Raw genomic sequence first — 23,081 nt, forward strand, 5'->3', positions numbered from 1 at the left:
CTGCAATTTATTGGGATTGCGTCACCTTTCGGAACGTCCCGTTTCAGCGCGGCGTTGGGTCATCCCATGTCAGATACGATCAGCAGCCTCTTTCCCGCTCAAGACCCCAGCGAGCCGGAATCCTCCGCCATGCTTCGCGCCCATATTGCGCAGGCCGATTTTCCGTGCGTCGGCGCAAAGGCGGCGATGGCGCGCGGGACACTGGAAATCCTGGGCGCGCGCGACATCGCCAGCGCCTGGGACGATCTGCGTATTCACGATTGCCTGCGCCGTTTCGCCGAGCGTTACCGGGCCGAGCCGCAGCTCTTCCGCAGCCTTGCCGTGGTCTTTGGCGGGCCGGAGACGCTCGACGAAGCCGCGTTCGAGCGGGCGGTCTGGTCGCGTATCCAGTCGCTGTCGGACAAGGATGTCTGGCTGGGCCAGGATTGGGACAGGCGAGTCAGCGCCGATCCCGACGATCCGCATTTCTCGCTGTCCTTTGGAGGCGAGGCGTTTTTCGTCGTGGGACTACACCCGAATGCCAGCCGCCCCGCGCGCCGCTTCCCGCGCCCGGCCATGATCTTCAACCTGCACGACCAGTTCGAAATCCTGCGCGCGCAGGGGAAGTACGAGACGATGCGCGAGAAGATCCTGATGCGCGACGAGGCACTGGCGGGTTCGCGCAATCCGATGCTCGCCCGCCATGGCGAATTGAGCGAAGCGCGCCAGTATAGTGGCCGCGTGGTCGAGGAGGGCTGGCGCTGTCCCTTCCATTATGCGGGCGGTGCGAGCGAGGCCAAGCCATGAGCGGCCGGACCGTGGAAATCCCCCCGCGCAGCGGCGACGCGTTCCGCATGGCGAAGGGTGATAGCCTGACCGTGATCGATCCACGCGGGCGGCAGGTGGCCGATCTGCTCGCCTTCAATGCCGATGACCTGGATGAGGTGATTTCGTCAGGTCGTACGCTCGACTATGCCGAGACGATCCGGCTGACGACGGGGCACAAGCTCTATTCCAACCGGTCGCGGGTGATGCTGGAGATCGTCGAGGATCAGGTCGGGATGCACGACTTCCTGCTGACGCCCTGCTCGGTCGATACGTTCGACCATTTCTATCCCGACCTGCCGCGCCATCGCGGGTGCTTCGGCAATCTGGCGGCCGCGCTGGAGCCTTACGGCGTCACGCCGGACCGGATCCCGGTGGCCTTCAACTGCTTCATGAACGTGCCGATCGATGGGACGACCGGCAAGCTGGAGGTGCTGCCCCCGTTGAGCAAGGCGGGGGACCATATCCGCTTCGTGGCGCATATGGACCTGGTGATCGGGCTGACGGCATGCTCGGCGCCCGCGTCCAATGGGGGAAGCTTCAAGCCGATCGAGTATAGGGTCGAGCGCGGCTAACGAATTCCTCCCCTGCAAGGGGAGGAATAGATACTTACCGCTTACACGTATCCGTCGCGCCCGGATCGAGGTCCAGGCAACGTCCGTCCACGCCCGGCATCGGCAACCCGATCGTCGCCGCCAGGGTCGGGGCGATATCGACCGTCTCCACCGACAAGGGCTGTTCGAACCCGGCCATGCCCTTGCGCCAGAAGAGGATCGGCACGCGGCGGTCATAGTCCCAGGGTGAGCCATGCGTCTCGACATAGCCGGGGGCCGGTTCTTCGATCGTGGTAACACGGGGGCGCAGCAGGATCAGCAGGTCGCCCGAGCGGGTCGGGTCATAGGAGGAACGCGCCTTTTCCTTCAGCGTCCAGGTCTCCGGCGGTGTGGTCGGCCAGGGCGTCGCCGCGATCTCGTCGCGGGTCAGCGCGGCGGCGACCTGCGGCAGCGCTTCGTAGCGGCGCTTGGCCTCCGCCAGCACCTTCGCACGGGTCGCAGCGGGCAGGGCGGCGTTGATATAGATGTCGCCCTCGGCGCTCATCATGAGCGGCGGATCATTGGGCAGGCCCATCGCCTTGGCGATCGCGGCCGACATCGCCTTGGTCTTGGCCTCGGGCGCGATATGGCTTTCCATCGGCATGGCGCGGATCTGCTGGCGCTCGGTCATGTCGTGCGCGCCGTGATCGGCGGTCAGCATCACCTCATAATCCACGCCGGTCGCGTCGAGCACGTCGAAGAAGCCCGCCAGCGAACGGTCCAGCTCGGCCATCTGAATGCACATCTCGGCGCCCTGGGTGCCCAGCGCGTGGCCGATATAGTCGGTCGCCGACAGGCCGACCGACAGGATGTCGGTCTGCGGACCCTGGCCCAACTTCATGTCCTGGACGAAGCCCGCCGCCATCGCCAGCACCGCCGCATCGGCGGCGGGCGAGACGCGGAAAGCCTTCAGGTCGCCCGCCGCGCGCTGGAACCGGCCGGTGCCCAGCGTCTGGCTGCCGACGGTGATCGGCCGGTCGAGCGGCTTGCAGAAACCGGGCAGCGGCATGGCGTCCTGCGGCCGGGCGATCAGGTCGGCCACCGCCTTGCGGGTGCGTTCGATGACCGGCGGTACGGCGCGTCCGGCATAGGAGACATAGGTCTTGCCGTCCCACCACCAGATCTCGTCCATCTTGTGGCCACCCATCATCACGGCGGCGCGGTCCTTCCCCGCGACCGAGACGGTGCGCACGCGGGGATCGGCGGTCTTCATCCGCTCGCCAAGGGTGGGGACCTTCAGATGCTTGTCCGAGACGATGTAATTGTTGTGGTCCATGCCCGCGACGCTTTCGTCCTCCGAGCAATAGACGATCTTGTCCGGGCGGTTCACCGACTGGTCGACCCAGTTGTTGGCGATGATCCCGGTGTGCGCGGGACGATAGCCGGTCAGGATGGTCGAGTGGCCGGGGCAGGTCTCGGTCGCGGCATGGCTCTGATAGCCCGAGGGGAAGACTGCGCCGGTCAGCAGGCGCGCCATGCCGCCGGTGAAGTGGTTGCGATATTGCTGGAACAAGTCGGCCGAGAACTGGTCGACCGAGATCGCCACGATCAGCTTGGGCGGCGTCGCGGGAAAGGGTGGCTGCGGCGTGCCCGGCAGCGTGACGACCGGCGCAGGCGCGGCACCGGGGGCGGGGCTGGCGGTCTGGGCATGGGCGGCGGGCGCGGCGAACGCTGAGCTGGAAATCAGGGCGGCGGAGGCCAGGAGCGCGGCAGTCAGGGAGTTCATGGGCAACCTTGGTGCAAAGCAGGGACAGGGGCGCTATGGAACGCGAAAGCGGGTTAGGGCAAGGTCGATGCGCGGTTGGTTTTACATCCTGATGACGGCTCTGTTCATGCTGGTGGCGACAGGCCCCGGCATGGCGGAGAGCGCGCCTGCGCCCGGTGCCATCCACTTGGCGATGCGGCTGGTCGCCGAAAGCGAAACCCCGGCGGCGGGCGGTCGCACCACGCTGGCCATCGTCGCGACGCCGGACAGGGGCTGGCACGGCTATTGGAAGAATGGCGGCGATGCGGGCCTGCCGACCGAGGCGCACTGGACGCTGCCCGGCGGCGCGAGCGCGGGGGAGTTGCGCTATCCGGTGCCCGGACGGCTGAAGATCGCCGGGTTGATGAACTATGTCTATGAGCGGCCCTTCACGCTGCTCGTCGATCTGTCGGTCCCCGCCGGGGTGGCGAAGGGTACGCCGCTGCCGATCACGGTGAAGCTCGACTATCTGGTCTGCACCGACACCATCTGCGTGCCGGAGAGCCAGACTCTGTCGACGAAGCTGACGGTCGGTGACGGCGCGATCGACCCCGCCACGCGCACCGAGTTCGACCGGTGGCGCGCCGCCCTGCCCAAGCCGCTTGGCGGCGACGGGGTGATCGAGACGCAAGGCAAGCAGGTGCGGATCGCGGTGCCCTTGCCTGCGTCGGTCGCGGTCAAGGACGCCTATTTCTACCCTGAGCGCAGCGGCATCATCGACCATGCCGCGCCGCAGGTGATGACGCGCAACGGCGACCAGTTGATCCTGACCATGCCCGTCGCCGCCGTGCCGACGCCGGGCCCGGTGTCGGGCGTGCTATCCATTGGCGAAGGGCAGGGGCTGTCCTTTGCCGCCAAGCCGGGCACTATCGCGGGGGCAAGCAGAGGGACGGATCGCGGTTTCGGCGCAATTGCGCTGGCGTTTCTGGGCGCGGTGCTGGGCGGACTGTTGCTCAACATCATGCCCTGCGTCTTCCCGATCCTGAGCCTGAAGGCGCTGAGCCTCGCCAAGGGCGGCGGGGACGAGCGCCACGCCCGGACCGAGGCGCTGGCCTATACGGCGGGCGTCGTGCTGGTGTGCGTCGGCTTGGGCGTCGTGCTGCTGGCGTTGCGCGCGGGCGGGCAGAGCGCGGGCTGGGCATTCCAGCTTCAGGACCCGCGTGTGATCGGCATCCTGCTGCTGCTGGTCGCGGGCATCGCGTTTAACCTGGCAGGGCTGTTCGAACTGCCGACCCCTGCTTTCGCCGGACGCTCGGGGGCGATGGGATCGTTTGCGACCGGCGCGCTGGCGGCGTTCGTGGCGACACCCTGTTCGGGGCCGTTCATGGCTGGGGCGTTGGGGGCGGCGCTGGTCCTGCCCGCCGCCGCCGCGCTGGCGGTGTTTGCGGGGCTGGGCATCGGCATCGCCTTGCCCTTCCTCGCGATCGGCTTCGTCCCGGCCCTGCGGCGACGTCTGCCCAAGCCGGGCATGTGGATGGTGCGGCTTCGTCATATCCTGTCGGTGCCGATGTTCCTGACCGCGCTCGCGCTGGCGTGGATCCTGGGGCAGGAGGCGGGGGTGACCGGCATGACGCTGGGCCTTGCCGCCGCACTGATCGCCTCGCTGGGCTTCTGGTGGACGGGCCTTCGCCAGCATGGCGGCAAGGGACGGGCGGGCTGGCCCGCTGTCGTCACCCTGGTGCTGGCGGTGGCGATCGTCGTGACGGTCAAGCCCGCCGCTGCGGTGGCCAAGACAAGCGCCGACACCGCCTTCACCGAGGCGAAGCTCGAGGATCTGCGCAAACAGAACCGCCCGGTCTTCGCCTATTTCACCGCCGATTGGTGCCTGAGCTGCAAGGTCAATGAGGCCGCCGCGATCGAGCGGTCCTCGGTGCGCGACGCGTTCGAACGCAACAAGGTGGCGGTGCTGGTCGGCGACTGGACCGACGGCGATCCGGTATTGGGACGCTTTATCGAGCGTCATAACCGCGCCGGGGTGCCGCTATACCTCTATTACGCGCCGGGGGCGAAAGCGCCGCAGGTCCTGCCGCAGGTGCTGACCCCGTCGATGCTGGAGAAGCTGGGGGCGTAAAATCCTCCCCGGCACGGGGAGGGGGACCAGCGAAGCTGGTGGAGGGGCCTATCCACACAGCGAGTCATGCGTGGCAATCCCCCTCCACCCCCGCTTCGCGGCGGTCCCCTTCCCCGTGCCGGGGAGGATCGTGTTTCCCCCTTGCGCACCCCCTTCCTGCGGTGCAGCATGGAACCGGAACACTGGGGGGAGCGTAACGACCGGATGGGGACTATTGCCGCGTTCGACGAAATCATGGGGGCCGCTGGCAAGGATATGCCACGCCCCGAATTATCCGCGCTTCAACGTTGGCTCGATCACACCCCCGATAGCGAACTCCGCCGCCGCCAGCAGTCGGCCGAGGCGACCTTTCGTCAGCTGGGCATCACCTTTGCCGTCTATGGCGAAAGCGACGCGGCCGAGCGGATCATTCCGTTCGATATTGTACCGCGCGTCTTTTTGCCCGACGAATGGGCGCGCCTGTCCGAAGGGCTGGTGCAGCGGGTCGAGGCGATCAACGCCTTCCTCGACGATATTTACGGCGAGCGGAAGATCCTGCGCGACGGCATCCTGCCGCCCGACCTGATCTTCGGCAATCCGCAGTTCCGGCCTGAAATCGCGGGGATGCGACCCCCGCATGGCGTGTGGGCGCATATCTGCGGCATCGATCTGGTGCGCACCGGCCCGGACGATTTCTTCGTGCTGGAGGACAATGCCCGCACCCCCTCGGGCGTCAGCTATATGTTGGAGAACCGCGAGGCGATGCTGCGCCTCTGCCCCGAGCTGTTCCGACAGTTCCGGGTGGCGGCGGTCGACAGCTATCCCGACCGGCTGCTCGCCACGATGAAGTCGGTCGCGCCGCATGGCGTGGCCGAGCCGACCTGCGTCGTCCTGACGCCGGGTCATTTCAACTCGGCCTATTACGAACACAGCTTCCTGGCCGATTCGATGGGGATTGAACTGGTCGAGGCGGCCGATCTGGTGGTCGACGACGACATCGTCTGGATGCGGACCATCGCGGGCCGGGTGAAGGTCGATGTCATCTATCGCCGGGTCGATGACGATTTCCTCGATCCTTTGGTCTTCCGCCCCGATTCGATGCTGGGCGTGCCCGGCCTGATCGCGGCCTATGCGGCGGGCAATGTCGCCATCCTCAACGCGCCGGGAAATGGCATCGCCGACGACAAGGCGATCTACAGCTATATGCCCGATATCGTCCGTTATTATTCGGGTGCCGAACCCAAGCTGAAGAATGTCGAGACCTGGCGCTGCCGCGAGCCCGAGGCGCTGGCCTATGTGCTCGACCATCTGGACGAACTGGTGGTCAAGCTGGTCGACGGGTCCGGGGGCTATGGCATGCTGGTCGGCCCCACCGCGACCAAGGCGCAGATCGAGCATTTTCGCGCCGCGCTGATCGCCGAGCCGCATCGCTACATCGCCCAGCCGACACTGGCTTTGTCCACCGTGCCGACCCTGGTCGAAAGCGGCGTGGCGCCGCGCCACGTCGATTTCCGCCCCTTCGTCCTTACGGGCCGCAACGGTGTGGAGGTGACACCGGGCGGCCTGACCCGCGTCGCGCTGCGTGAGGGCTCGCTGGTCGTCAATTCCAGCCAGGGTGGCGGCACCAAGGACAGTTTCGTCCTGCTTCATCCCGAACCCGAAAGCTGGGTGCAGGTGCAGGGCCAACAGTCTCAGATCCAGACGCAGGGAGTACGCTGATGCTCTCGCGGACTGCATCCTCGCTCTATTGGCTGGGCCGCTATTTCGAGCGGGCCGACTTCATCGCCCGGCTGGTCGAGGCGACCGTTCGGCTCGACGTGCTGTCGCCGCGCTCGGCGGGGCTGGCCGCCTGGGGCTCGGCTCTCGCCGTCACCGATACCGCCAGCGCCTTTGCCGAGGGCGGGCGCGAGTTGCGCCGTCGCGAGGTCGCGCGCTTCCTGACGGTCGAGACCTGCCACCCCGGCTCGATCGTGCGCTGCGTCGACATGGCGCGGACCAATGCACGGGCGGTGCGCACCGCGCTGACCCGCGAGGCGTGGAGCGCGATCAACCGCGCCTGGCTGCATTTCGAGGCCAAACCCGCCGCCGACGATCCGACCGCTGTCCTGGGCCTGGTCGAGGCGGTGAAGAACGAGACACGGGGTTTCGAGGGCGCCGTCCACCGGATGCTGCGCAACCAGACGACCTGGTTCATCCGGCTGGGCCAGGCGGTCGAGCGCGCGGACAATACCGCGCGGCTGCTCGACGTGAAATATCACATCCTGCTGCCCGCGGGCGAGCGGATCGGCGGCGTCGTCGATCGCGACCAGTGGACGACGATCCTCCAGACCGTGTCCGCCGTCACCGCCTATCGCTGGCTCTATTCCGACGGGCTGAAGCCCGCCAACGTCATCGACCTGCTGATCGCGCGCACCGAATTGCCGCGCAGTCTGGCGGCGTCGGTCGAGGAAACGGTGGACGTGCTGGGGCAGCTTGCTCGGCGAACGGGGCAGCATGGGGAGGCGGATCGCATGGCGAGATTGCGGGCAAACCGGATGACGAAGACGCGGTCGGGGGATGTGATCGCAGGCGGGCTTCACCAGTTCCTCGAAGCCTTTATCCAGGAGAATGCCCAGCTGCACGGCGCCATCGGCCGTCAGTTCAAGTTCGCCTGATGCGCATCGCGATCGAGCACCAGATCGTCCACCGCCCGAAGCCGGGTCGGCCGACGATGGTCCAGATGCTGCGCCTGACGCCGGAAAATTACGACGATCAGACGGTGGCCAACTGGCATATTGATGTGGACTGCGACGCGCGGCTGCGGCGCGGGCAGGACGGGTTCGGCAACGCCGTCACCATGCTCTACATCCAGGACGCGCCCGAAACGGTGACGATCACCGCGACCGGCGAAGTGCTGACCAGCGACGCGCATGGCCTGGTGCGCGGGACCACCGAGACGTTGCCGCCCGCGCTCTTCCTGCGCGCGACCCCGGCGACGCCCGCCGATGCGGCGATCGCGGCCTTTGCCGAAGAGGCGATAAGCGGCGCGGACAGCAGCCTGGCGGCGCTCCATGCGGTGAATGCCGCGCTCCACCGCCGTTTTGCCAGTGACGCGCGAAGCTCCGCAACGGACGCGGCGGCGGCTTTTGCTTCGAAGGCGGTGGGCGCGTGCGATCTCGCGCATATTTTCTGCGTGGCGGCGCGGTCGCTGGGCGTCCCTGCGCGGTTCGTCTCGGGCTTTGCGGCGCTGCATGATGCGGCGACCGCCACGGCGCATTGCTGGGCAGAGGCCTATGTCGAGGGGCTGGGCTGGATCGGTTTCGATCCCAGCATCGGCCTCAGCCCACAGGAGCGCCACGTCCGGGTCGCCGTCGCATTGGATGCTGCCGGAGCGACGGCGGTGTCGGGCGAGGCGTGGCGGGATGTGGCGTTGGTGGACGAGGCGGCGCAGTAGACCCGGTATGGGTGACGTGCCTCCTTCCTCCCCTGCAAGGGGAGGTGGCGCGCGAAGCGCGTCGGAGGGGTGTCCCGCTATCGATAGGGCGACACCCCTCCGTCAGGCCTTAGGCCTTCCACCTCCCCTTACAGGGGAGGAATGGGAAAGCATCAATCCTCGGTCAGGCTTCCCCGGCCTCGATCGCGGTTTCGACCGGCGGCGGCGCGATGGGGGTGGGGCTGTCGCCGGTGAAGGGGGCCCAGCCACGCACGGTCAGCGCCTCCAGCGGCTGATAGCGGGTCTTGTACGCCATGCGCGGCGACCCCTTCACCCAATAGCCGAGATAGACGAAGGGCAGCTCGGCCGCGCGGGCGCGCAGGATATGGTCCATGATGATGAAATTGCCCAGGCCGGGTCGGCTTTCATCCTGGGTTTCGAAAAAGCTGTAGATCATCGACAGGCCGTCGCCCTGCCGGTCGGTCAGGCAGCAGCCGACCAGTCGCCCGCGCGTTCCGTCCGCCGCCGTCGGCTCGCGATATTCGACCAGCACCGACTGGACGGGCGACAGCTCGACCATGTCGGCATAGTCGCTCTCGTCCATCGCCGCCATGCCGCCGCCCGGATGTCGTTCGCCCAGATAGCGGCGGAGTAGCGCGAACTGCTCGGCGGTCGCCCAAGGCTGGCAGGCGGTGACCTCCAGATCGGCGTGACGGCGCAACAGCTTGCGCTGTGACCCATTGGGGCGAAAGCCGCCCGCGACGACGCGCACCGACACGCAGGCGCTGCACCCCGCGCAGGAGGGGCGATAGGCGACCCCCTGGCTGCGGCGAAAGCCGATGCGGCTCAGCGCTTCGTTCAGTTCATCGGCATGGTCGCCGCTCAGCTCGGTGAACACCTTGCGCTCGTCGCGCCCCGGCAAATAGGGGCAGGGGGCGGGGCTGGTGACGAAGAAGCGCGGGAAACGAAAAGGCGCGGTCACCGCCGGGCAGTTCCTTCGAGTGGGAGACGATAACCCTCTTTAACGATCTTCCCGTCCGAAGCGATGGGGCAGCATCGTTCGGAAACGGGACGAATCGCAAAAAAGTGGCGCCGTGATCAGGTCGGTCAGGCGAGTTCGACCTGGGTCGTCTCATACCCCGCCGCACGCAGTGCCTCGATCAGCCGGTGCAGGTGGAGCGCGTCGCGCGTCTCGCACTCGATATCGGTGATCAGGCCCTTGGCGGGCAGGGTGGTGAAGACGCGCTGGTGATAGACCTCGATGATGTTCACCCGCTCGCGGTCGAAGATGCGCGCGACGTTGAACAGCGCGCCCGGCTGGTCCTGCAACCGGATGCGCAGGCGCGCCAGGCGACCCGAGCGGGCGAGGTCGCGCAGCAGGACGTTGGCGAGCAGGCGCGTGTCGATATTGCCGCCGCACAGCACGATGCCGACGGTCTTCCCCCGGAAGCGTTCCGGGTGCGACATCAGCGCGGCGAGCCCCGCCGCCCCCGCGCCCTCGACCACGGTCTTCTCGATCTGGAGCAGCGCGCTGACCGATTCCTCCAGATGGCGCTCGTCGACCAGCACGATCTCCCGCACCAGTTGCGCCACCATCTGCGAGGTCAGGCCGCCCGGCACCTTGACCGCGATACCCTCGGCCAGCGTATCGCCTGCGCAAGGAAGATCGGTGCCGTTCAGCTTGTTGTACATGCTGGGGAACAGCTCGGCCTGGACGCCGACCACCTCGACCGGCCTGTCCGCCGCCGCCGCGACCGTCGCGATGCCAGAGATCAGGCCGCCGCCGCCGATCGGCACGATCAGCGTGTCGATATCGGGCGCGTCCTCCAGCATTTCCAGCGCCACCGTGCCCTGGCCTGCGATCACCCGCGCATCGTCGAACGGATGGACGAAGGTATAGCCGCGCTCGGCCTCCAGCTCGCGGGCATGGGCATAGGCGGCGTCGAAATTGTCGCCCTCCAGCACCACGGTCGCGCCGTGACCCTCGGTCTGGACGACCTTCACGATCGGCGTGGTGCGCGGCATCACGATGGTCGCGGGGATGCCGAGCCGGTTGGCGTGATAGGCGAGGCCCTGCGCATGATTGCCGGCCGAGGCGGCGATGACGCCCTTGGCGCGGGCTTCGTCGGAGAGTTGCAGCAGGGTGTTGAGCGCGCCGCGTTCCTTATAGGCGGCGGTGAATTGCAGGTTCTCGAACTTCAGATACACGGTCGCCCCGGTCAGCTGCGACAGCGTCCGGCTGATCAGTGTCGGCGTACGGATGATCCGGTCCGAAATCCGCGCATGGGCGGCACGAACATCGTCGATGGTGACGATCGGGGACGGGATTTCCGAAGCGGCCTGAACGGCGGTGCGACTAACCATGATTGTGCCGTAGCCGATCGGAGGCGGGAGGTGAACCGTTTCGGACAGGGTATGGTGTTGCCGAGGGGGCAAGGACCCTTCCTATCAGCACCCTGCTTTCTTCTTCTCCCCTCCCGCCTGCGGGAGGGGGCGGGGGAGGGCATGGGGTCTCACCGAGCCTGGCCCATGTGGCTTTCCCTCCCCCATCCCCTCCCGCCTGCGGGAGGGGCGTGCATGGGGCGGGTCGTCCAGATTACCATATGCTCTCCCCTCCCGCAGGCGGGAGGGGTTGGGGGAGGGCAATGGGGTCTCACGGAGGCCGGCGTCTGAAGCGCATCCTCCCCACTGTTGCATTGCGGCATCGCCGACCGCGCGAAATCGTGCGCGAATGCAACAAGCGCCCAGGCCCTGCGTTGCTGGCCTTTTGGGGCCATGCTAGGGCGGCGCGATGATCACAGGGTTGCCACGGATGTCGCCGATGATCCTCTCCATCACCGGCACGATCCTCCAGTCATGAGCGTCTCGCCCACCGGGATCGCCAGCACCGCGAACAAGGATAGCTATCCTCACCCGCCGCAAGGCATGGGCCGCCTCGCACTGGGGGCGATCGGTGTCGTGTTCGGGGATATCGGTACCAGTCCGCTCTATGCGTTTCGCGAAACCTTCGCCAATCCGCACCATCCCCTGCCGCTCGACAATGCGCACATCCTGGGCGTCATCAGCCTGATCTTCTGGTCGATGATGATCGTCGTGTCGGTAAAATATGTCGCGATCATCATGCGCGCCGACAATAAGGGCGAGGGGGGCAGCCTGGCGCTGCTCGCGCTCGTGTCGGGGCAGACCAAGACGCGGCGCTGGACGCGCGGCATCATATTGCTCGGCGTGTTCGCCACGGCGCTGTTCTACGGCGACAGCATGATTACCCCCGCCGTCACCGTCCTGAGCGCGGTCGAGGGCCTGGCGGTGGCCGCGCCCGCATTTGGTGGCTTCGTGCTGCCGATCGCGATCACCATCCTGATCGTGCTGTTCAAGATTCAGCGTTCGGGCACCGAGCGGGTCGGCCTGTTCTTCGGCCCCGTGATGCTCGTCTATTTCACTGTGATCGCGGTGCTGGGCGTCATGAGCTTCGTCCAGACGCCCGAGGTGTTGCAGGCGCTGTCGCCGCACCACGCCGTCCGCTTCTTCTTCATCGATCCGCTGCGCGGGTTCCTTGCGCTGGGCTCGGTCGTGCTGGCGGTGACGGGGGCCGAGGCGCTCTATGCCGATATGGGCCATTTCGGGCGGCGGCCGATCGGCCTGTCCTGGCTGGTCTTCGTGCTGCCTGCGCTGATGCTGAACTATATGGGGCAGGGCGCGCTGCTGTTCCGCGAAGGCGCCGCCGCGCTGGAAAGCCCGTTCTACATGCTGGCGCCGGAGGGGTTGCAGCTGCCGCTGGTGATCCTGGCGACCGCCGCTGCCGTCATCGCCAGCCAGGCGGTCATCACCGGCGCTTTCTCGGTCACGCAACAGGCCATCCAGCTGGGCTTCATGCCGCGCCTGCGCATCGAGCATACGTCGGCGGCGACCGCCGGGCAGATCTACATCCCGCTCATCAACTGGATGTTGATGGTGATGGTGATCCTGCTGGTCCTGTTCTTCCGCTCGTCGTCCAATCTGACCTCGGCATACGGGATCGCGGTGACGGGGGCGATGCTGATCGACACCTGCCTGCTGGGCGTGGCGCTGACCCGGCTCTGGAAGTGGCCGCTCTACGCCGCTCTGCCCCTGCTGGGATTGTTCTTCCTGGTCGACGGAGCCTATTTCCTCGCCAACCTGACCAAGGTGCCCTCGGGCGGCTGGGTGCCGTTGCTGATCGGCTTCATCATCTTCACCTTCCTGACCACTTGGTCGACGGGCCGCAAGCTGATGATCCAGCGGCTGCGCGAGGGCACGATGCCGATCCACATCTTCATCGATTCGGCGGCGGGCGCGGCCAGCCGGGTCTCGGGCACCGCGATCTTCATGACCTCATCGCCCGAGGGGGTGCCCCATGCGCTGCTCCACAATCTGAAGCACAACAAGGTGCTGCACGAGCGGATCATCCTGCTGACCGTCAAGATCATGAGCCAGCCCTATTGGGCTGAAGGCGACCGCGCGAAGCTCGACGATCTGGGGCATGGGTTCCACCGCCTCGTCCTGCGTTTCGGCTTCATGGAGGAAGCCGACGTGCCCGCCGCCCTGAAGCGGGTCGAGATGGAGGGTGGCGCGTTCAAGATGATGGACACCAGCTTCTTCCTGTCGCGCCAGACCCTGCTCGCCGCCGAGCGCCCGGGCATGTCAATGTGGCGCGAAAAGCTGTTCTCCTGGATGCTGCGCAACGCCGAGAGTGCGATGGAGTTTTTCCGCCTGCCGACCAATCGTGTGGTCGAACTGGGCAGTCAGGTGGAAATCTGAACCAGCCGCCAGCCCCGATTATCGTCACCGCCCTGTTCGGCCGCGCCGATCAGGGGACGTTCGATGCCTTGCGCCGCCAGCATTTCCCGCCCGAGCGCAACGTCCTCGACGCACATTGCACGCTGTTCCACCATTTGCCGCCCTCGGCCGAGGCGGAGCTGAAGCATCGCCTGACCGGCCTGACGCGCGGGGTGCGAGCCCCCGATGCGCGGGCGAGCGGGCTGATGTCGCTGGGCCGGGGCGTGGCGATTCGGATCGATTCGCCCGGTCTCGTTGCGATACGCCATGAACTGGTCGACGCCTTTGCCGGAATGCTGACCCCGCAGGACGCGGGCGGATGGCGCGCGCATGTGACGATCCAGAACAAGGTGACGCCTGCCACCGCCAAGCTGCTTCTCCAGCAGATGGAGCGCGATTTCCGGCCACGTGCCGTGGAACTGATCGGCCTGGGCACCTGGTGGTATCGCGGCGGCCCATGGGAAATGCTTTCACGTCATTTGTTCGCTTGACGCCCGAAAACAGCCTGTCTATAGGCGCGCCTCCACCGGGTGGAACGCCTAGCATGGCGAAGTAGCTCAGCTGGTTAGAGCAGCGGAATCATAATCCGCGTGTCGGGGGTTCAAGTCCCTCCTTCGCTACCACCCGGTGTATTTCCCTCAGCATTCACGACGATGACCACGCCCCGTGGTTCATGTCGCCGCCTACTGTAACAGTCTTGCCGACGTTTGCCGTCCAGTGCGGCAAGTCTGGCATTGGCGGCGGCCGATAACGTTTTTGTTGGAAATAACTCACCTGGATCGGGGAATTTGCCGGATTTACGACCTGCCCGGCATGGCATATCGCCCGCGACTGTTATATCGTAGCTGTCATCTGGAGAGGAAAAAGGCCCGAGGGCCGGGTGCTGTCGTGCGCCTTAACCTCTCCTTTTCCTCTGCCGAATAGGTCTGCGTCACGATGTCCTTCAGGAGCTTCGGATCTTAGGTCGTGAATGCCGCTGTCTATGCCTTGATAGCCAATAGCTGCATGGCGGCGCTTTTCGTCGTGACCTACGGCGTGATCGCGCTGTCCTATTCGCGGCAGCGGGCGGCGGCCTGGTTCATGGTCAGCTATCTGCTCGGCTTCTTCACGCCGATCTGCCATCTGCTGGTCCTCTACACCGACCAGGTGGCGCTGTTTTCGATCTTGGGTTACGGCGTTTTCCTCGGCGGCATCCTGACGATGGCGACGGGAGTACAGGCCTTTGTCGGGCATCGTCCGCAATGGCGACTGACCCTGTTGCTATGGGTGGCTGGACTGGCGCTGCGGCTGGCGATAGCGGACGGGCCGCGCAACACCTGGCCCTATGAGCTGATGTTCCAGCTTCCCTTCGCCATCGCGTCGTTCGTCGTCATGCTAACGGCGCGTCAGATCGGGCAGGGTGGGCCGATCCGGGCCATGCTGATCGGTATTTTCGGTGTGATCGGCGCGCATTTCCTGCTGAAGCCCTGGCTGGTGCTCACGCTCGGCTCGGGGCCTACGCCGAAATCCTATCTGAACACCGTCTATGCGGCGATCTCGCAAATCTCCACCGGCGTGCTGCTGGTGGCGGCGGGGCTGTGCCTGATGCTGCTGGTGATCCAGAAGGCGTTGGAAGAGACGATCCTCGATGCCGAGACCGATCCGCTGACCAGGCTCACCAACCGGCGCGGCCTGTACCGGGCCGGTCCCCGCATGCTGATGGAAGCGGCGATGCGTGGGGAGGGGCTCCATGCCCTGGTTCTCGACCTCGATCATTTCAAGGCGATCAACGACCGCCACGGCCATGCGACCGGCGACACGGTGCTGGTCGCCTTTGCGCAGGTGTTGCAGGCGCTTACCGCGCCGGACATGCTGACCGTGCGTATGGGGGGTGAGGAATTTGCCATCCTGATCCCCGATGCCGACACCCATGGTCCGGACAACCGGGGGACGCAGTTGGGCGATGCGATTCGCGACGCGCTGAAGCCCTTTGCCAGGCAGGGCATACCGGAACTGACGGTCAGCGGTGGGATCGTTCGGTATCAGGCGGGCGAGACGCTGGATGGCCTGATTGCTCGTGCCGACTTGCTGGCTTACCGCGCCAAGCGGGCCGGGCGCGACCGGATCTTGCAGGATACCTCCAATCTCGCTCCTGAGCCTGGATGGGGGGAAATGCGGAGGCTCGCGGCGGGCTGACCGGTCAGGCGAAGCGGCCGTGCGGATCGTGCGCGACCAGCATCGCATCGGGCCGCGCCAGCGCGATCAGGGTCAGGCCATGCTCGCGGGCATGGTCGATCGCCAGGCTGGTCGGCGCGGATATCCCGACCAGCAGACCGACCCCGGCCACTAGCGCCTTGTCGACCATCTCATAGCTGATCCGCGAGGTCACGAGGATGAAATCGGGGCGCCATACCGTATCGCGCGCCAATGTCCCGACCAGCTTGTCGAGCGCATTGTGCCGCCCCACATCCTCCGCCGCTGCGACAATTTTGCCCGCCGCGTCACAGGCGATGGCGGCATGGACCGCCCCCGTCCGCGCGTTGAGCGGCTGGTGCGTGCGCAGGGCGCCGAGTGTGGCGAACAGCGTTTCCGCGTTCACCTCGGGGGCGGGGGGGCGTCCGGTGACCGGGCGGGCGATCTGTTCGAGCCCCGACAGGCCGCACAGCCCGCAACTGGTATCGCTGGTTCGGTGGCGAACCCGGTCCTGCATCCGTCCGCGCAGATGCTCCGCCAGCGTCACCCGGACGATCCAGCCGCTTTCGGCTGCGAAGGGCTCGATGCCGAGAATGTCGCCGGGTGCGTCGACCAGCCTTTCGGTCAGGAGGAAGCCGGTGGCGAAGTCCTCCAGCCGCTCGGGCGTCATCATCATCACCGCATAGCCGAAGCCGTCCACCTCGATCGCGACCGGGCATTCGACGGCGACCTCGCGTTCGATCGAAGCCGTCACGCCGTCCTGGGACAGGCGGATCAGCGTCAGCGGACGAGCAGGATCATGGTTAGCGTTCAACGAACAAGACTCGATTCTGTCGCGCTCCACACCATTCCGCCCCTGCAATGGGAGGAATGGTTTTCGCCGTCATGACGTGCATCTCACAGCGCGGCGAGGTCGGCGGGGGTGTTCACATTGGCGATCGGCTCGGGCGAGGCGATGGGGATCGCCCCGATCGCGCGTACCCAGCCGCGCACCGAACGATCCCGCCCGAGCGAGAGATGCGCCATCAGATGCGCGCCGAGCGCGGCGGGCCACAGTCCCAGCACCGGCGCATCCTGGCAATAGCTCGGCTCGCGTCGCAGGATCGCCTCGATCAGCCCCTCGGGCAGGCGCGGCATGTCGCATCCGATGGTCAGCACGCAGCGAAAGCCATGGCTCGCGGCATAATCCAGCGCGCCCGCGATCCCGCCGAGCGGGCCCAGGCCGGGGGCGGGCATGTCGGGCACCCCGTCCACGCCGCCGACCTGCACCACCCGCGCGCAATGCGGGGCGATGGTCGCACGGGCATGCGCCACCAGCGTCCGGTCGCCCAGCATCGCGATCGCCTTGTTCGATCCGAAGCGCGACGAGCGCCCGCCGGTCAGGACCGCACCCAATATACTCATGACGTCATGCTCATGCCTGGGCGCGCACCTTCACCGGCACCGACTTGCCTGCGGGCACATGGCTTTCCAGCGCATGATGCTCCAGCGGGATCAGATAGTTGAGCTCGGGATAATAGCCGCCGATGCATCCTTCGGGGATATTGTACTCGACCACACGCAGCCCTTCGACCACGCGCTCCTCGCCGTCATCGGCATCGCCCTCCAGCGCAATGGTCTGGCCGTCGGTCAGGCCGAGGCGCGCGATATCGGCCTTGTTCATCATCGCCACCATCCGCGTGCCGCTGATCCCCCGGAAGCGATCGTCATAGCCATAGATGGTCGTGTTGAACTGGTCGTTGGAGCGCAGCGTGATCAGTCGCATCCGGCCCTCCGCGGGGGTGATGCCCGAGGCATCCATGGCGCGGGGCACGTTGAACTCGGCCTTGCCGCTCTCCGTCTCCCATTGGCGGTGCGAGGCGGGATTGCCCTTCCAGAAGCCGCCCGGCTCGAACAGGCGTTCGTTGAAGTTGGCGAACTTGTCCGGATAGACATTCTCGATCGCGTCGCGAACCAGGCCATAGTCGCCGACCCACTTATCCCACGGCACGTTCGGGTTGGGTTCCAGCACCGCCTTGGCGATCCCGGCGACGATGGCGGGTTCGGACAGCAGCGTATCGGCGGCGGGCGTCGCCTTGCCGACCGAGCCATAGATATGGCTGAACGAATCCTCCATCGATACGGCCTGGCGACCGCCCTTCTGCATGTCCGTCTCCAACCGGCCGAGGCAGGGGAGGATATAGCTCTCTTCGCCGGGCACCAGATGGCTCTTGTTGAGCTTGGTGGCGATATGGACGGTAATGGGGAGCTTCGCCCACGCCGCCTTCATCTTGGCGTGCTCGGGCGTGGCGCGCAGGAAATTGCCGCCCAGCTGGACGAAGCCTTGCGCGGTCCCCGCGATGATCTGGCGGCACGCCTCGACCGTGTCCCAGCCCTTTTCGGTCGGCGGTTCGAACTCGAACAGCTCCTTCAGCCGCTCGACGGGGGCGAGTTCCGTCTTCTCGGTGATGCCGACCGTGCGCTGGCCCTGCACGTTGCTGTGCCCACGCACCGGGCCCGGCCCGGCCCCCTCGCGCCCGATATTGCCGCGCAGCAGGAGCAGGTTCACGATCATGTGCAGCGCGTCGATGCCATAGCGATGCTGGGTGATGCCCATGCCGTACACCGCGATCACCCGCTCGGCCCGCATATAGACGCGCGCCGACTGTTCCAGCGCATCGCGGGTCAGGCCCGAATCGCGGACGATGTCGCTCCATGCGGCCTTGCGGCAGTAATTGGCGAAATCCTCGAACCGCGTGGTGTGCTGCTCGATGAAGTGATGGTCGAGGATGCGCTTGCCACCCTTGGCGATGGCGCGGTCATCCTCTTCGATCACCAGCTTGCAGATCCCGGTCAGCGCGGCGATGTCGCCGCCCGCCTTCACCTGATGATATTGGGTCGAGATGTCGGTCGAGCTGCCGGTCAGCATCTGCACCGGATTCTGCGGTGAGGCGAAACGCTCCCAACCGCGCTCGCGCAGCGGATTGAAGGTCACGATCTCCACGCCCCGCTTGGCGCAGGCTTGCAGGTTGTGGAGCATACGCGGTGCGTTGGTCGCGACATTCTGCCCGAAGGAGAAGATCGCGTCGCACTTGTCGTAATCCTCCATCTGGATCGTCGCGACGGGCGATCCGATGGCGGACTTCAGGCCGACCGAGGTGGTTTCGTGGCACATGTTCGAGCTGTCGGGCAGGTTCTGCTGCCCCCACATCCGTGCGAACAGCGAATACATGAACGAGGTTTCGAGGCTCGCGCGGCCCGAGGCATAGAGCACCACCTTGGTCGGATCGCAGCTCTTCAACTTCGCGCCGATCGCGGCGAATGCCTCGTCCCAGCTGACCGCGACATATTTGTCCGACGCGCGGTCGTACCGCATCGGATGGGTGAGGCGCCCCGCCTGCTCCAGGTCATGGTCGGGCCAGGCCTCCAGCTCCTTGACACTATGCTTGGAGAAGAAGTCCGGCGTGACGCGCAAGCTGCTGAGTTCCCACGCGGTCGCCTTGGCGCCGTTCTCGCAGAACTCCGCGATGTGCGGCTTGGCCGGTTTGCCCCAGGCACAGCTGACGCACATCACCCCGCCGGGCTTGTTCTGGCGACGCAGCGTATCGAGCGTCTCCGGGCCCAGGCCTTCCTTGGGGAGGATCTTTGCCATGCCCTTCATCGAGCCCCAACCGCCGGCGGGGGCGGTGTATTCGGTGATCTTCACATCGTCGTCGTCGCGCATCGGGCAAATCTCCACTCGTAATGCGCAACGAAGCAGGCGCGGATTGGCCGCATGAGAAGCGGTTCATTTTTGGACGAGCAGCGCCTATCTGGAGGCAAATCGTTTCACAGGATTCGGACATGACCACCCACACCACGCGTATGCTCATCCTCGGCTCGGGCCCCGCCGGGCTCTCCGCCGCCATTTACGGCGCGCGTGCGGGGATGCAGCCGATCGTGGTGCAGGGCATCCAGCCGGGCGGCCAGCTGACCACTACCACCGATGTCGAGAATTATCCCGGTTTCGCCGACGTCATCCAGGGCCCCTGGCTGATGGAGCAGATGCAGAAGCAGGCCGAACATGTCGGCGCGCGGATGATGTGGGACACGATCACGGAGGTCGACCTGACCAACCGTCCCTTCCGCCTGATCGGCGATGGCGGCGATGTCTATGAGGGCGAAGTGCTGGTCATCGCGACGGGCGCGCAGGCCAAGTGGCTGGGCCTAGACAGCGAGGACGCGATGAAGGGCAAGGGCGTGTCCGCCTGCGCGACCTGCGACGGCTTCTTCTATCGCGGCAAGAAGGTCGCGGTGATCGGCGGCGGCAATACCGCGGTCGAGGAGGCGCTGTACCTGACCAATCATTCCGACGACGTGACGCTGATCCACCGCCGCGACAGCTTGCGCGCCGAACGCATCCTGCAGGAGCGGCTGTTCGCGCACCCGAACGTCAAGGTGCTGTGGAACAAGGAAGTTCGCGAGTTCGTCGACGGCGGCGGCAATGCGGGCCTGGTCGCGCTCGATCTGGTCGATACGGTGACCGGCGAACATAGCCGTCTGGACGTCGAGGGCGGCTTCGTCGCGATCGGCCATCACCCGGCGACCGAGCTGTTCCGCGGGCATCTGGAGCTGGATTCGGACGGCTATATTGCGGTCGAGACGGGATCGACCCGGACCAGCGTGCCGGGCGTCTTCGCCTGCGGCGACGTGGCGGACAAGGTCTATCGTCAGGCAGTGACGGCGGCGGGCACCGGCTGCATGGCCGCGCTGGACGCCGAGCGTTTCCTGGCGGCGGCCGAGTTCGAGGACATGGCCAAGGCGGCGGAGTAAGGTCCCAAATTCCTCCCCTGCAAGGGGAGGTGGCAGTCCGCAGGACTGACGGAGGGGTGTCACCATCAGCGGGGACACCCCTCCACCAGCTTCGCTGGTCCCCCTCCCCTTGCAGGGGAGGAATTTTCTTAGCTCAACCGGTCGATCGCCTCGGGCGTCAGCGACCCCGGGATCATCATCACCGGCACGGGCAGCGCGCCCGCGTCGGTGCCGGAAAAGTGGCTGACCAGCTTGCCCGGCGCGCCGCTGGCCGCTGCGCCCAGCACCAGCGCGGCGATGTCCGGATTGGCCGCGATGATCTCGCGGATCACCTTCGGACCGTCGCCTTCGCGCACCGTGATCGAGGGGCGCAGGCCCGATTCGTCCAGGATCGTTCCCGCCGCGCCGGCGAGTAGCGCCTCGGCCTGCTGGCGCGCCTCGTCCTCGATCGTCGCCTGGACGCCGCCGAACGCGATGAACTCCTGCGGTGGTAACACGGTCAGGATTTCGATGCCCCCGCCGGTCTTCACCGCACGCCGGGCGGCGAAGCGCAATGCGATTTTTGATTCCGGACTGTCGTCGATCACGACCAGATAGATACGCATGGCGGCCCCCAAATTGTGTACCACGGATGCCGTTACTTAGTATTTCGTGCAAGGCCATGACTTGACCGAGCGCAATTCGGGCGCAAGAGACGGGCCGCTACGGAATTCGTTTTCCCCGAGAGGACCTCCATGTCGATCGAGATTAAGATGCCCGCGCTGTCGCCGACCATGGAGGAAGGCACGCTGGCCAAATGGCTGGTGAAGGAAGGGGACACGGTGAAGTCCGGCGATATCATGGCCGAGATTGAAACCGACAAGGCCACCATGGAATTCGAGGCGGTGGACGAAGGCGTCATCGCCAAAATCCTCGTCTCCGAGGGCTCCGACAATGTGAAGGTCGGCACCGTCATCGCGATCCTGGCCGAAGAGGGCGAGGATGCCTCGTCGGTCCAGGCGCCTTCCAAGTCGGAAACCCCGGCTCCGGCCAACCCCATGCCGACCGACCCGACCGATCCCAACAAGACCGGCAGCGAAGCCAAGCCCGCCGAGCGCACGCTCGAGCAGGCGGAGGATCACGGCAAGCCCGCCGATTCGGGCAAGCCGGCCGGCAACGGCGGCCGCGCGATCGCCAGCCCGCTGGCGCGCCGCATCGCCTCGCAAAAGGGCCTCGACCTGTCGGCGCTGACCGGCTCGGGCCCGAACGGCCGCATCGTGAAGGCCGACGTCGAGAATGCGCAGCCGGGCCAGGCCAAGGCCGCCGCTCCCGCCGCGTCGACCTCGGCCCCGGCGGAAACTGCTGCCGCCCCGGCCGCAGCGCCCAAGCCCGCCCAGGTGCCGGACATCCCGCACGAAGCGTCGAAGCTGTCGAACATGCGCAAGACGATCGCGCGTCGCCTGACCGAATCGAAGCAGCAGGTTCCGCACATCTATCTGACGGTGGATATCCGTCTCGACGCGCTGCTGAAGCTGCGTGGCGAGTTGAACGCCGGTCTCGAATCGCGCGGCGTCAAGCTGTCGGTCAACGACATGCTGATCAAGGCGTTGGGTGTCTCGCTGATGGCGGTGCCGAAGTGCAACGTCATGTTCACGCCGGACCAGCTGATCAGCTTCAAGCGCGCCGACATCTCGGTGGCGGTGTCGACCCCGGCGGGCCTGATCACCCCGATCGTGTCGGAGGCCGATACGCGCTCGCTCTCGTCCATCTCGACCACGATGAAGGACCTGGCGGCCCGCGCCCGCGACAACAAGTTGCAGCCGCATGAATTCCAGGGCGGCACGGCGTCGATCTCGAACATGGGCATGTTCGGCATCAAGCAGTTCGAGGCGGTCATCAATCCGCCGCAGGGCATGATCCTGGCGATCGGTGCGGGCGAGAAGCGTCCGTACATCGTCGACGATCAGCTCGGCGTGGCGACCGTCATGTCGGCGACCGGCAGCTTCGACCACCGTGCCATCGACGGGGCCGACGGCGCCGAGCTGATGAAGGTGTTCAAGGAACTGGTCGAGCGCCCGCTCGCCATGCTGGCCTGATAGGACAGGGCGGGGGCCATGCGGGTCGGGATCGAGCTGTTCTATATCGGCCTGGGGCTGGTGGCGGCGCTCGTCATGACCTGGGCCGCCGCCTGGGCCTATCCGCTCGCGCGCACCGAAATCTGGTGGTGCGGGGCGGGGGCGGCGCTTGCGACGGTGGTGATGGGCATCGGCCCGCTCCACCGCGCCCGCATCGCCGACCGCATGGCCCGGAGGCATAGCGAACAATGAGCACGCTGCCCGATCAGCACCCCACCATCCGCGTCACCGCCATGCCGTCGGACGCCAATCCGTATGGCGACATCTTCGGCGGCTGGCTGATGGGCCAGATGGATTTGGCGGCGGGTTCGGTGGCCTCGCGCCACTCCGGCGGCCGCGCGGTCACGATCGCGGCGGAGGGAATGAAGTTCCACGCCCCCGTGCTCGTCGGCGACGAGGTCTCGGTCTATGCCACCCTCGTCCGCGTCGGCAACACGTCGATGACCATCGAGGTCGAGGCCTGGCGCCGCGCTCGCCATATGGAGGACGCGACCAAGGTCACCCAGGCGCGCTTCGTGTTCGTCGCGACCGACCAGGACCGCAAGCCGCGCACCGTTCCGCCGATGGCCCCGGCGCGAGACTGAAATCTACTCGGGGATAGTCCCCCGCGCATCCTGATGGTGCGTGT

General features: G+C 66.4%; 20 protein-coding genes and 1 tRNA gene. 14 read left to right on the forward strand and 7 right to left on the reverse strand.

The annotated features are described in order from the left end of the window. Positions 1–66 precede the first annotated feature (66 nt). Together gntA and GGQ89_RS08350 are read left to right on the forward strand one after the other, a co-directional pair. Complete coding sequence (gene gntA / locus GGQ89_RS08345) at positions 67–786, forward strand: guanitoxin biosynthesis heme-dependent pre-guanitoxin N-hydroxylase GntA (RefSeq protein ID WP_184105430.1); 720 nt, start codon at positions 67–69, stop codon at positions 784–786. Further along, positions 783–1,379 (forward strand): DUF1989 domain-containing protein, encoded by a 597-nt coding sequence (locus tag GGQ89_RS08350; RefSeq protein ID WP_184105431.1) that lies wholly within the window; start codon positions 783–785, stop codon positions 1,377–1,379. Before gntA ends, GGQ89_RS08350 begins: the two co-directional genes overlap by 4 nt. Positions 1,380–1,413: 34 nt before the next feature. Here GGQ89_RS08350 and GGQ89_RS08355 read toward each other — a convergent pair whose 3' ends face one another. After that, positions 1,414–3,123, reverse strand: a complete 1,710-nt coding sequence (locus GGQ89_RS08355; RefSeq protein WP_184105432.1) for an alkaline phosphatase family protein — start codon at positions 3,121–3,123, stop codon at positions 1,414–1,416. 67 nt (positions 3,124–3,190) lie between these two features. Here GGQ89_RS08355 and GGQ89_RS08360 point away from each other — a divergent pair, with 67 nt between their 5' ends. The 4 genes from GGQ89_RS08360 to GGQ89_RS08375 all read left to right on the forward strand — a co-directional run bounded on the left by GGQ89_RS08360 (position 3,191) and on the right by GGQ89_RS08375 (position 8,624). After that, positions 3,191–5,212, forward strand: a complete 2,022-nt coding sequence (locus GGQ89_RS08360; protein WP_184105433.1) for a protein-disulfide reductase DsbD family protein — start codon at positions 3,191–3,193, stop codon at positions 5,210–5,212. A gap of 204 nt (positions 5,213–5,416) precedes the next feature. Further along, entirely contained in the window at positions 5,417–6,910 is a 1,494-nt protein-coding gene (locus tag GGQ89_RS08365) for a circularly permuted type 2 ATP-grasp protein (RefSeq protein ID WP_076717025.1), read from the forward strand. Next, complete coding sequence (locus GGQ89_RS08370) at positions 6,910–7,845, forward strand: alpha-E domain-containing protein (RefSeq protein ID WP_056434280.1); 936 nt, start codon at positions 6,910–6,912, stop codon at positions 7,843–7,845. Before GGQ89_RS08365 ends, GGQ89_RS08370 begins: the two co-directional genes overlap by 1 nt. Then, positions 7,845–8,624 (forward strand): transglutaminase family protein, encoded by a 780-nt coding sequence (locus GGQ89_RS08375; protein WP_184105434.1) that lies wholly within the window; start codon positions 7,845–7,847, stop codon positions 8,622–8,624. The genes GGQ89_RS08370 and GGQ89_RS08375 overlap by 1 nt, the downstream gene beginning before the upstream one ends. Positions 8,625–8,787: 163 nt before the next feature. Here GGQ89_RS08375 and GGQ89_RS08380 read toward each other — a convergent pair whose 3' ends face one another. Further along, complete coding sequence (locus GGQ89_RS08380) at positions 8,788–9,585, reverse strand: arginyltransferase (protein ID WP_056434276.1); 798 nt, start codon at positions 9,583–9,585, stop codon at positions 8,788–8,790. 125 nt (positions 9,586–9,710) lie between these two features. Further along, positions 9,711–10,967 (reverse strand): threonine ammonia-lyase, encoded by a 1,257-nt coding sequence (locus tag GGQ89_RS08385; protein WP_056434274.1) that lies wholly within the window; start codon positions 10,965–10,967, stop codon positions 9,711–9,713. 561 nt (positions 10,968–11,528) lie between these two features. Between GGQ89_RS08385 and GGQ89_RS08390 the strand changes: the two genes are divergently transcribed. The 4 genes from GGQ89_RS08390 (at position 11,529) to GGQ89_RS20335 (ending at position 15,572) form a co-directional block, all read left to right on the forward strand. Next, entirely contained in the window at positions 11,529–13,379 is a 1,851-nt protein-coding gene (locus GGQ89_RS08390) for a potassium transporter Kup (RefSeq protein WP_380773165.1), read from the forward strand. After that, positions 13,376–13,888, forward strand: a complete 513-nt coding sequence (locus GGQ89_RS08395) for a 2'-5' RNA ligase family protein (RefSeq protein WP_076717022.1) — start codon at positions 13,376–13,378, stop codon at positions 13,886–13,888. The genes GGQ89_RS08390 and GGQ89_RS08395 overlap by 4 nt, the downstream gene beginning before the upstream one ends. Before the next feature lie 55 nt (positions 13,889–13,943). Beyond that, positions 13,944–14,020, forward strand: a tRNA-Met gene (locus GGQ89_RS08400). A gap of 343 nt (positions 14,021–14,363) precedes the next feature. Continuing rightward, positions 14,364–15,572 carry a GGDEF domain-containing protein gene (locus GGQ89_RS20335; protein WP_221238898.1) on the forward strand — a complete coding sequence of 403 codons (1,209 nt, stop codon included), beginning with the start codon at positions 14,364–14,366 and terminating at the stop codon, positions 15,570–15,572. Between the two features lie 4 nt (positions 15,573–15,576). Here GGQ89_RS20335 and fdhD read toward each other — a convergent pair whose 3' ends face one another. From fdhD to GGQ89_RS08420, 3 genes are all read right to left on the reverse strand, one after another. After that, the gene (gene fdhD, locus GGQ89_RS08410) at positions 15,577–16,383 is read right to left on the reverse strand and encodes a formate dehydrogenase accessory sulfurtransferase FdhD (RefSeq protein WP_184105436.1); all 807 of its coding nucleotides are present in this window, start codon (positions 16,381–16,383) and stop codon (positions 15,577–15,579) included. Positions 16,384–16,466: 83 nt separating this feature from the next. Then, positions 16,467–16,973 carry a molybdenum cofactor guanylyltransferase gene (mobA, locus tag GGQ89_RS08415; RefSeq protein WP_076717016.1) on the reverse strand — a complete coding sequence of 169 codons (507 nt, stop codon included), beginning with the start codon at positions 16,971–16,973 and terminating at the stop codon, positions 16,467–16,469. Between the two features lie 10 nt (positions 16,974–16,983). Then, positions 16,984–19,272, reverse strand: a complete 2,289-nt coding sequence (locus tag GGQ89_RS08420; RefSeq protein ID WP_184105437.1) for an FdhF/YdeP family oxidoreductase — start codon at positions 19,270–19,272, stop codon at positions 16,984–16,986. A gap of 119 nt (positions 19,273–19,391) precedes the next feature. On the opposite strand from GGQ89_RS08420, the gene trxB reads away from it, so the two are divergent. Beyond that, positions 19,392–20,360 carry a thioredoxin-disulfide reductase gene (gene trxB / locus GGQ89_RS08425; protein ID WP_056434266.1) on the forward strand — a complete coding sequence of 323 codons (969 nt, stop codon included), beginning with the start codon at positions 19,392–19,394 and terminating at the stop codon, positions 20,358–20,360. A gap of 128 nt (positions 20,361–20,488) precedes the next feature. Here trxB and GGQ89_RS08430 read toward each other — a convergent pair whose 3' ends face one another. Then, on the reverse strand, positions 20,489–20,944 hold the full coding sequence (locus GGQ89_RS08430; protein ID WP_058743832.1) for a universal stress protein: 456 nt from the start codon (positions 20,942–20,944) through the stop codon (positions 20,489–20,491). A gap of 129 nt (positions 20,945–21,073) precedes the next feature. On the opposite strand from GGQ89_RS08430, the gene GGQ89_RS08435 reads away from it, so the two are divergent. The 3 genes from GGQ89_RS08435 to GGQ89_RS08445 are packed head-to-tail and all read left to right on the forward strand — an operon-like array spanning position 21,074 to position 23,037. Next, positions 21,074–22,414, forward strand: coding sequence for a pyruvate dehydrogenase complex dihydrolipoamide acetyltransferase (locus tag GGQ89_RS08435; protein ID WP_184105438.1), 1,341 nt, complete (start codon positions 21,074–21,076; stop codon positions 22,412–22,414). 18 nt (positions 22,415–22,432) lie between these two features. Beyond that, complete coding sequence (locus GGQ89_RS08440; protein ID WP_056434261.1) at positions 22,433–22,645, forward strand: hypothetical protein; 213 nt, start codon at positions 22,433–22,435, stop codon at positions 22,643–22,645. Next, positions 22,642–23,037 (forward strand): acyl-CoA thioesterase, encoded by a 396-nt coding sequence (locus GGQ89_RS08445; RefSeq protein ID WP_056434259.1) that lies wholly within the window; start codon positions 22,642–22,644, stop codon positions 23,035–23,037. Before GGQ89_RS08440 ends, GGQ89_RS08445 begins: the two co-directional genes overlap by 4 nt. Positions 23,038–23,081: the final 44 nt, after the last annotated feature.

The sequence above is a fragment of the Sphingomonas yabuuchiae genome (genome assembly GCF_014199595.1).
Taxonomy (GTDB): Bacteria; Pseudomonadota; Alphaproteobacteria; order Sphingomonadales; family Sphingomonadaceae; genus Sphingomonas; species Sphingomonas yabuuchiae.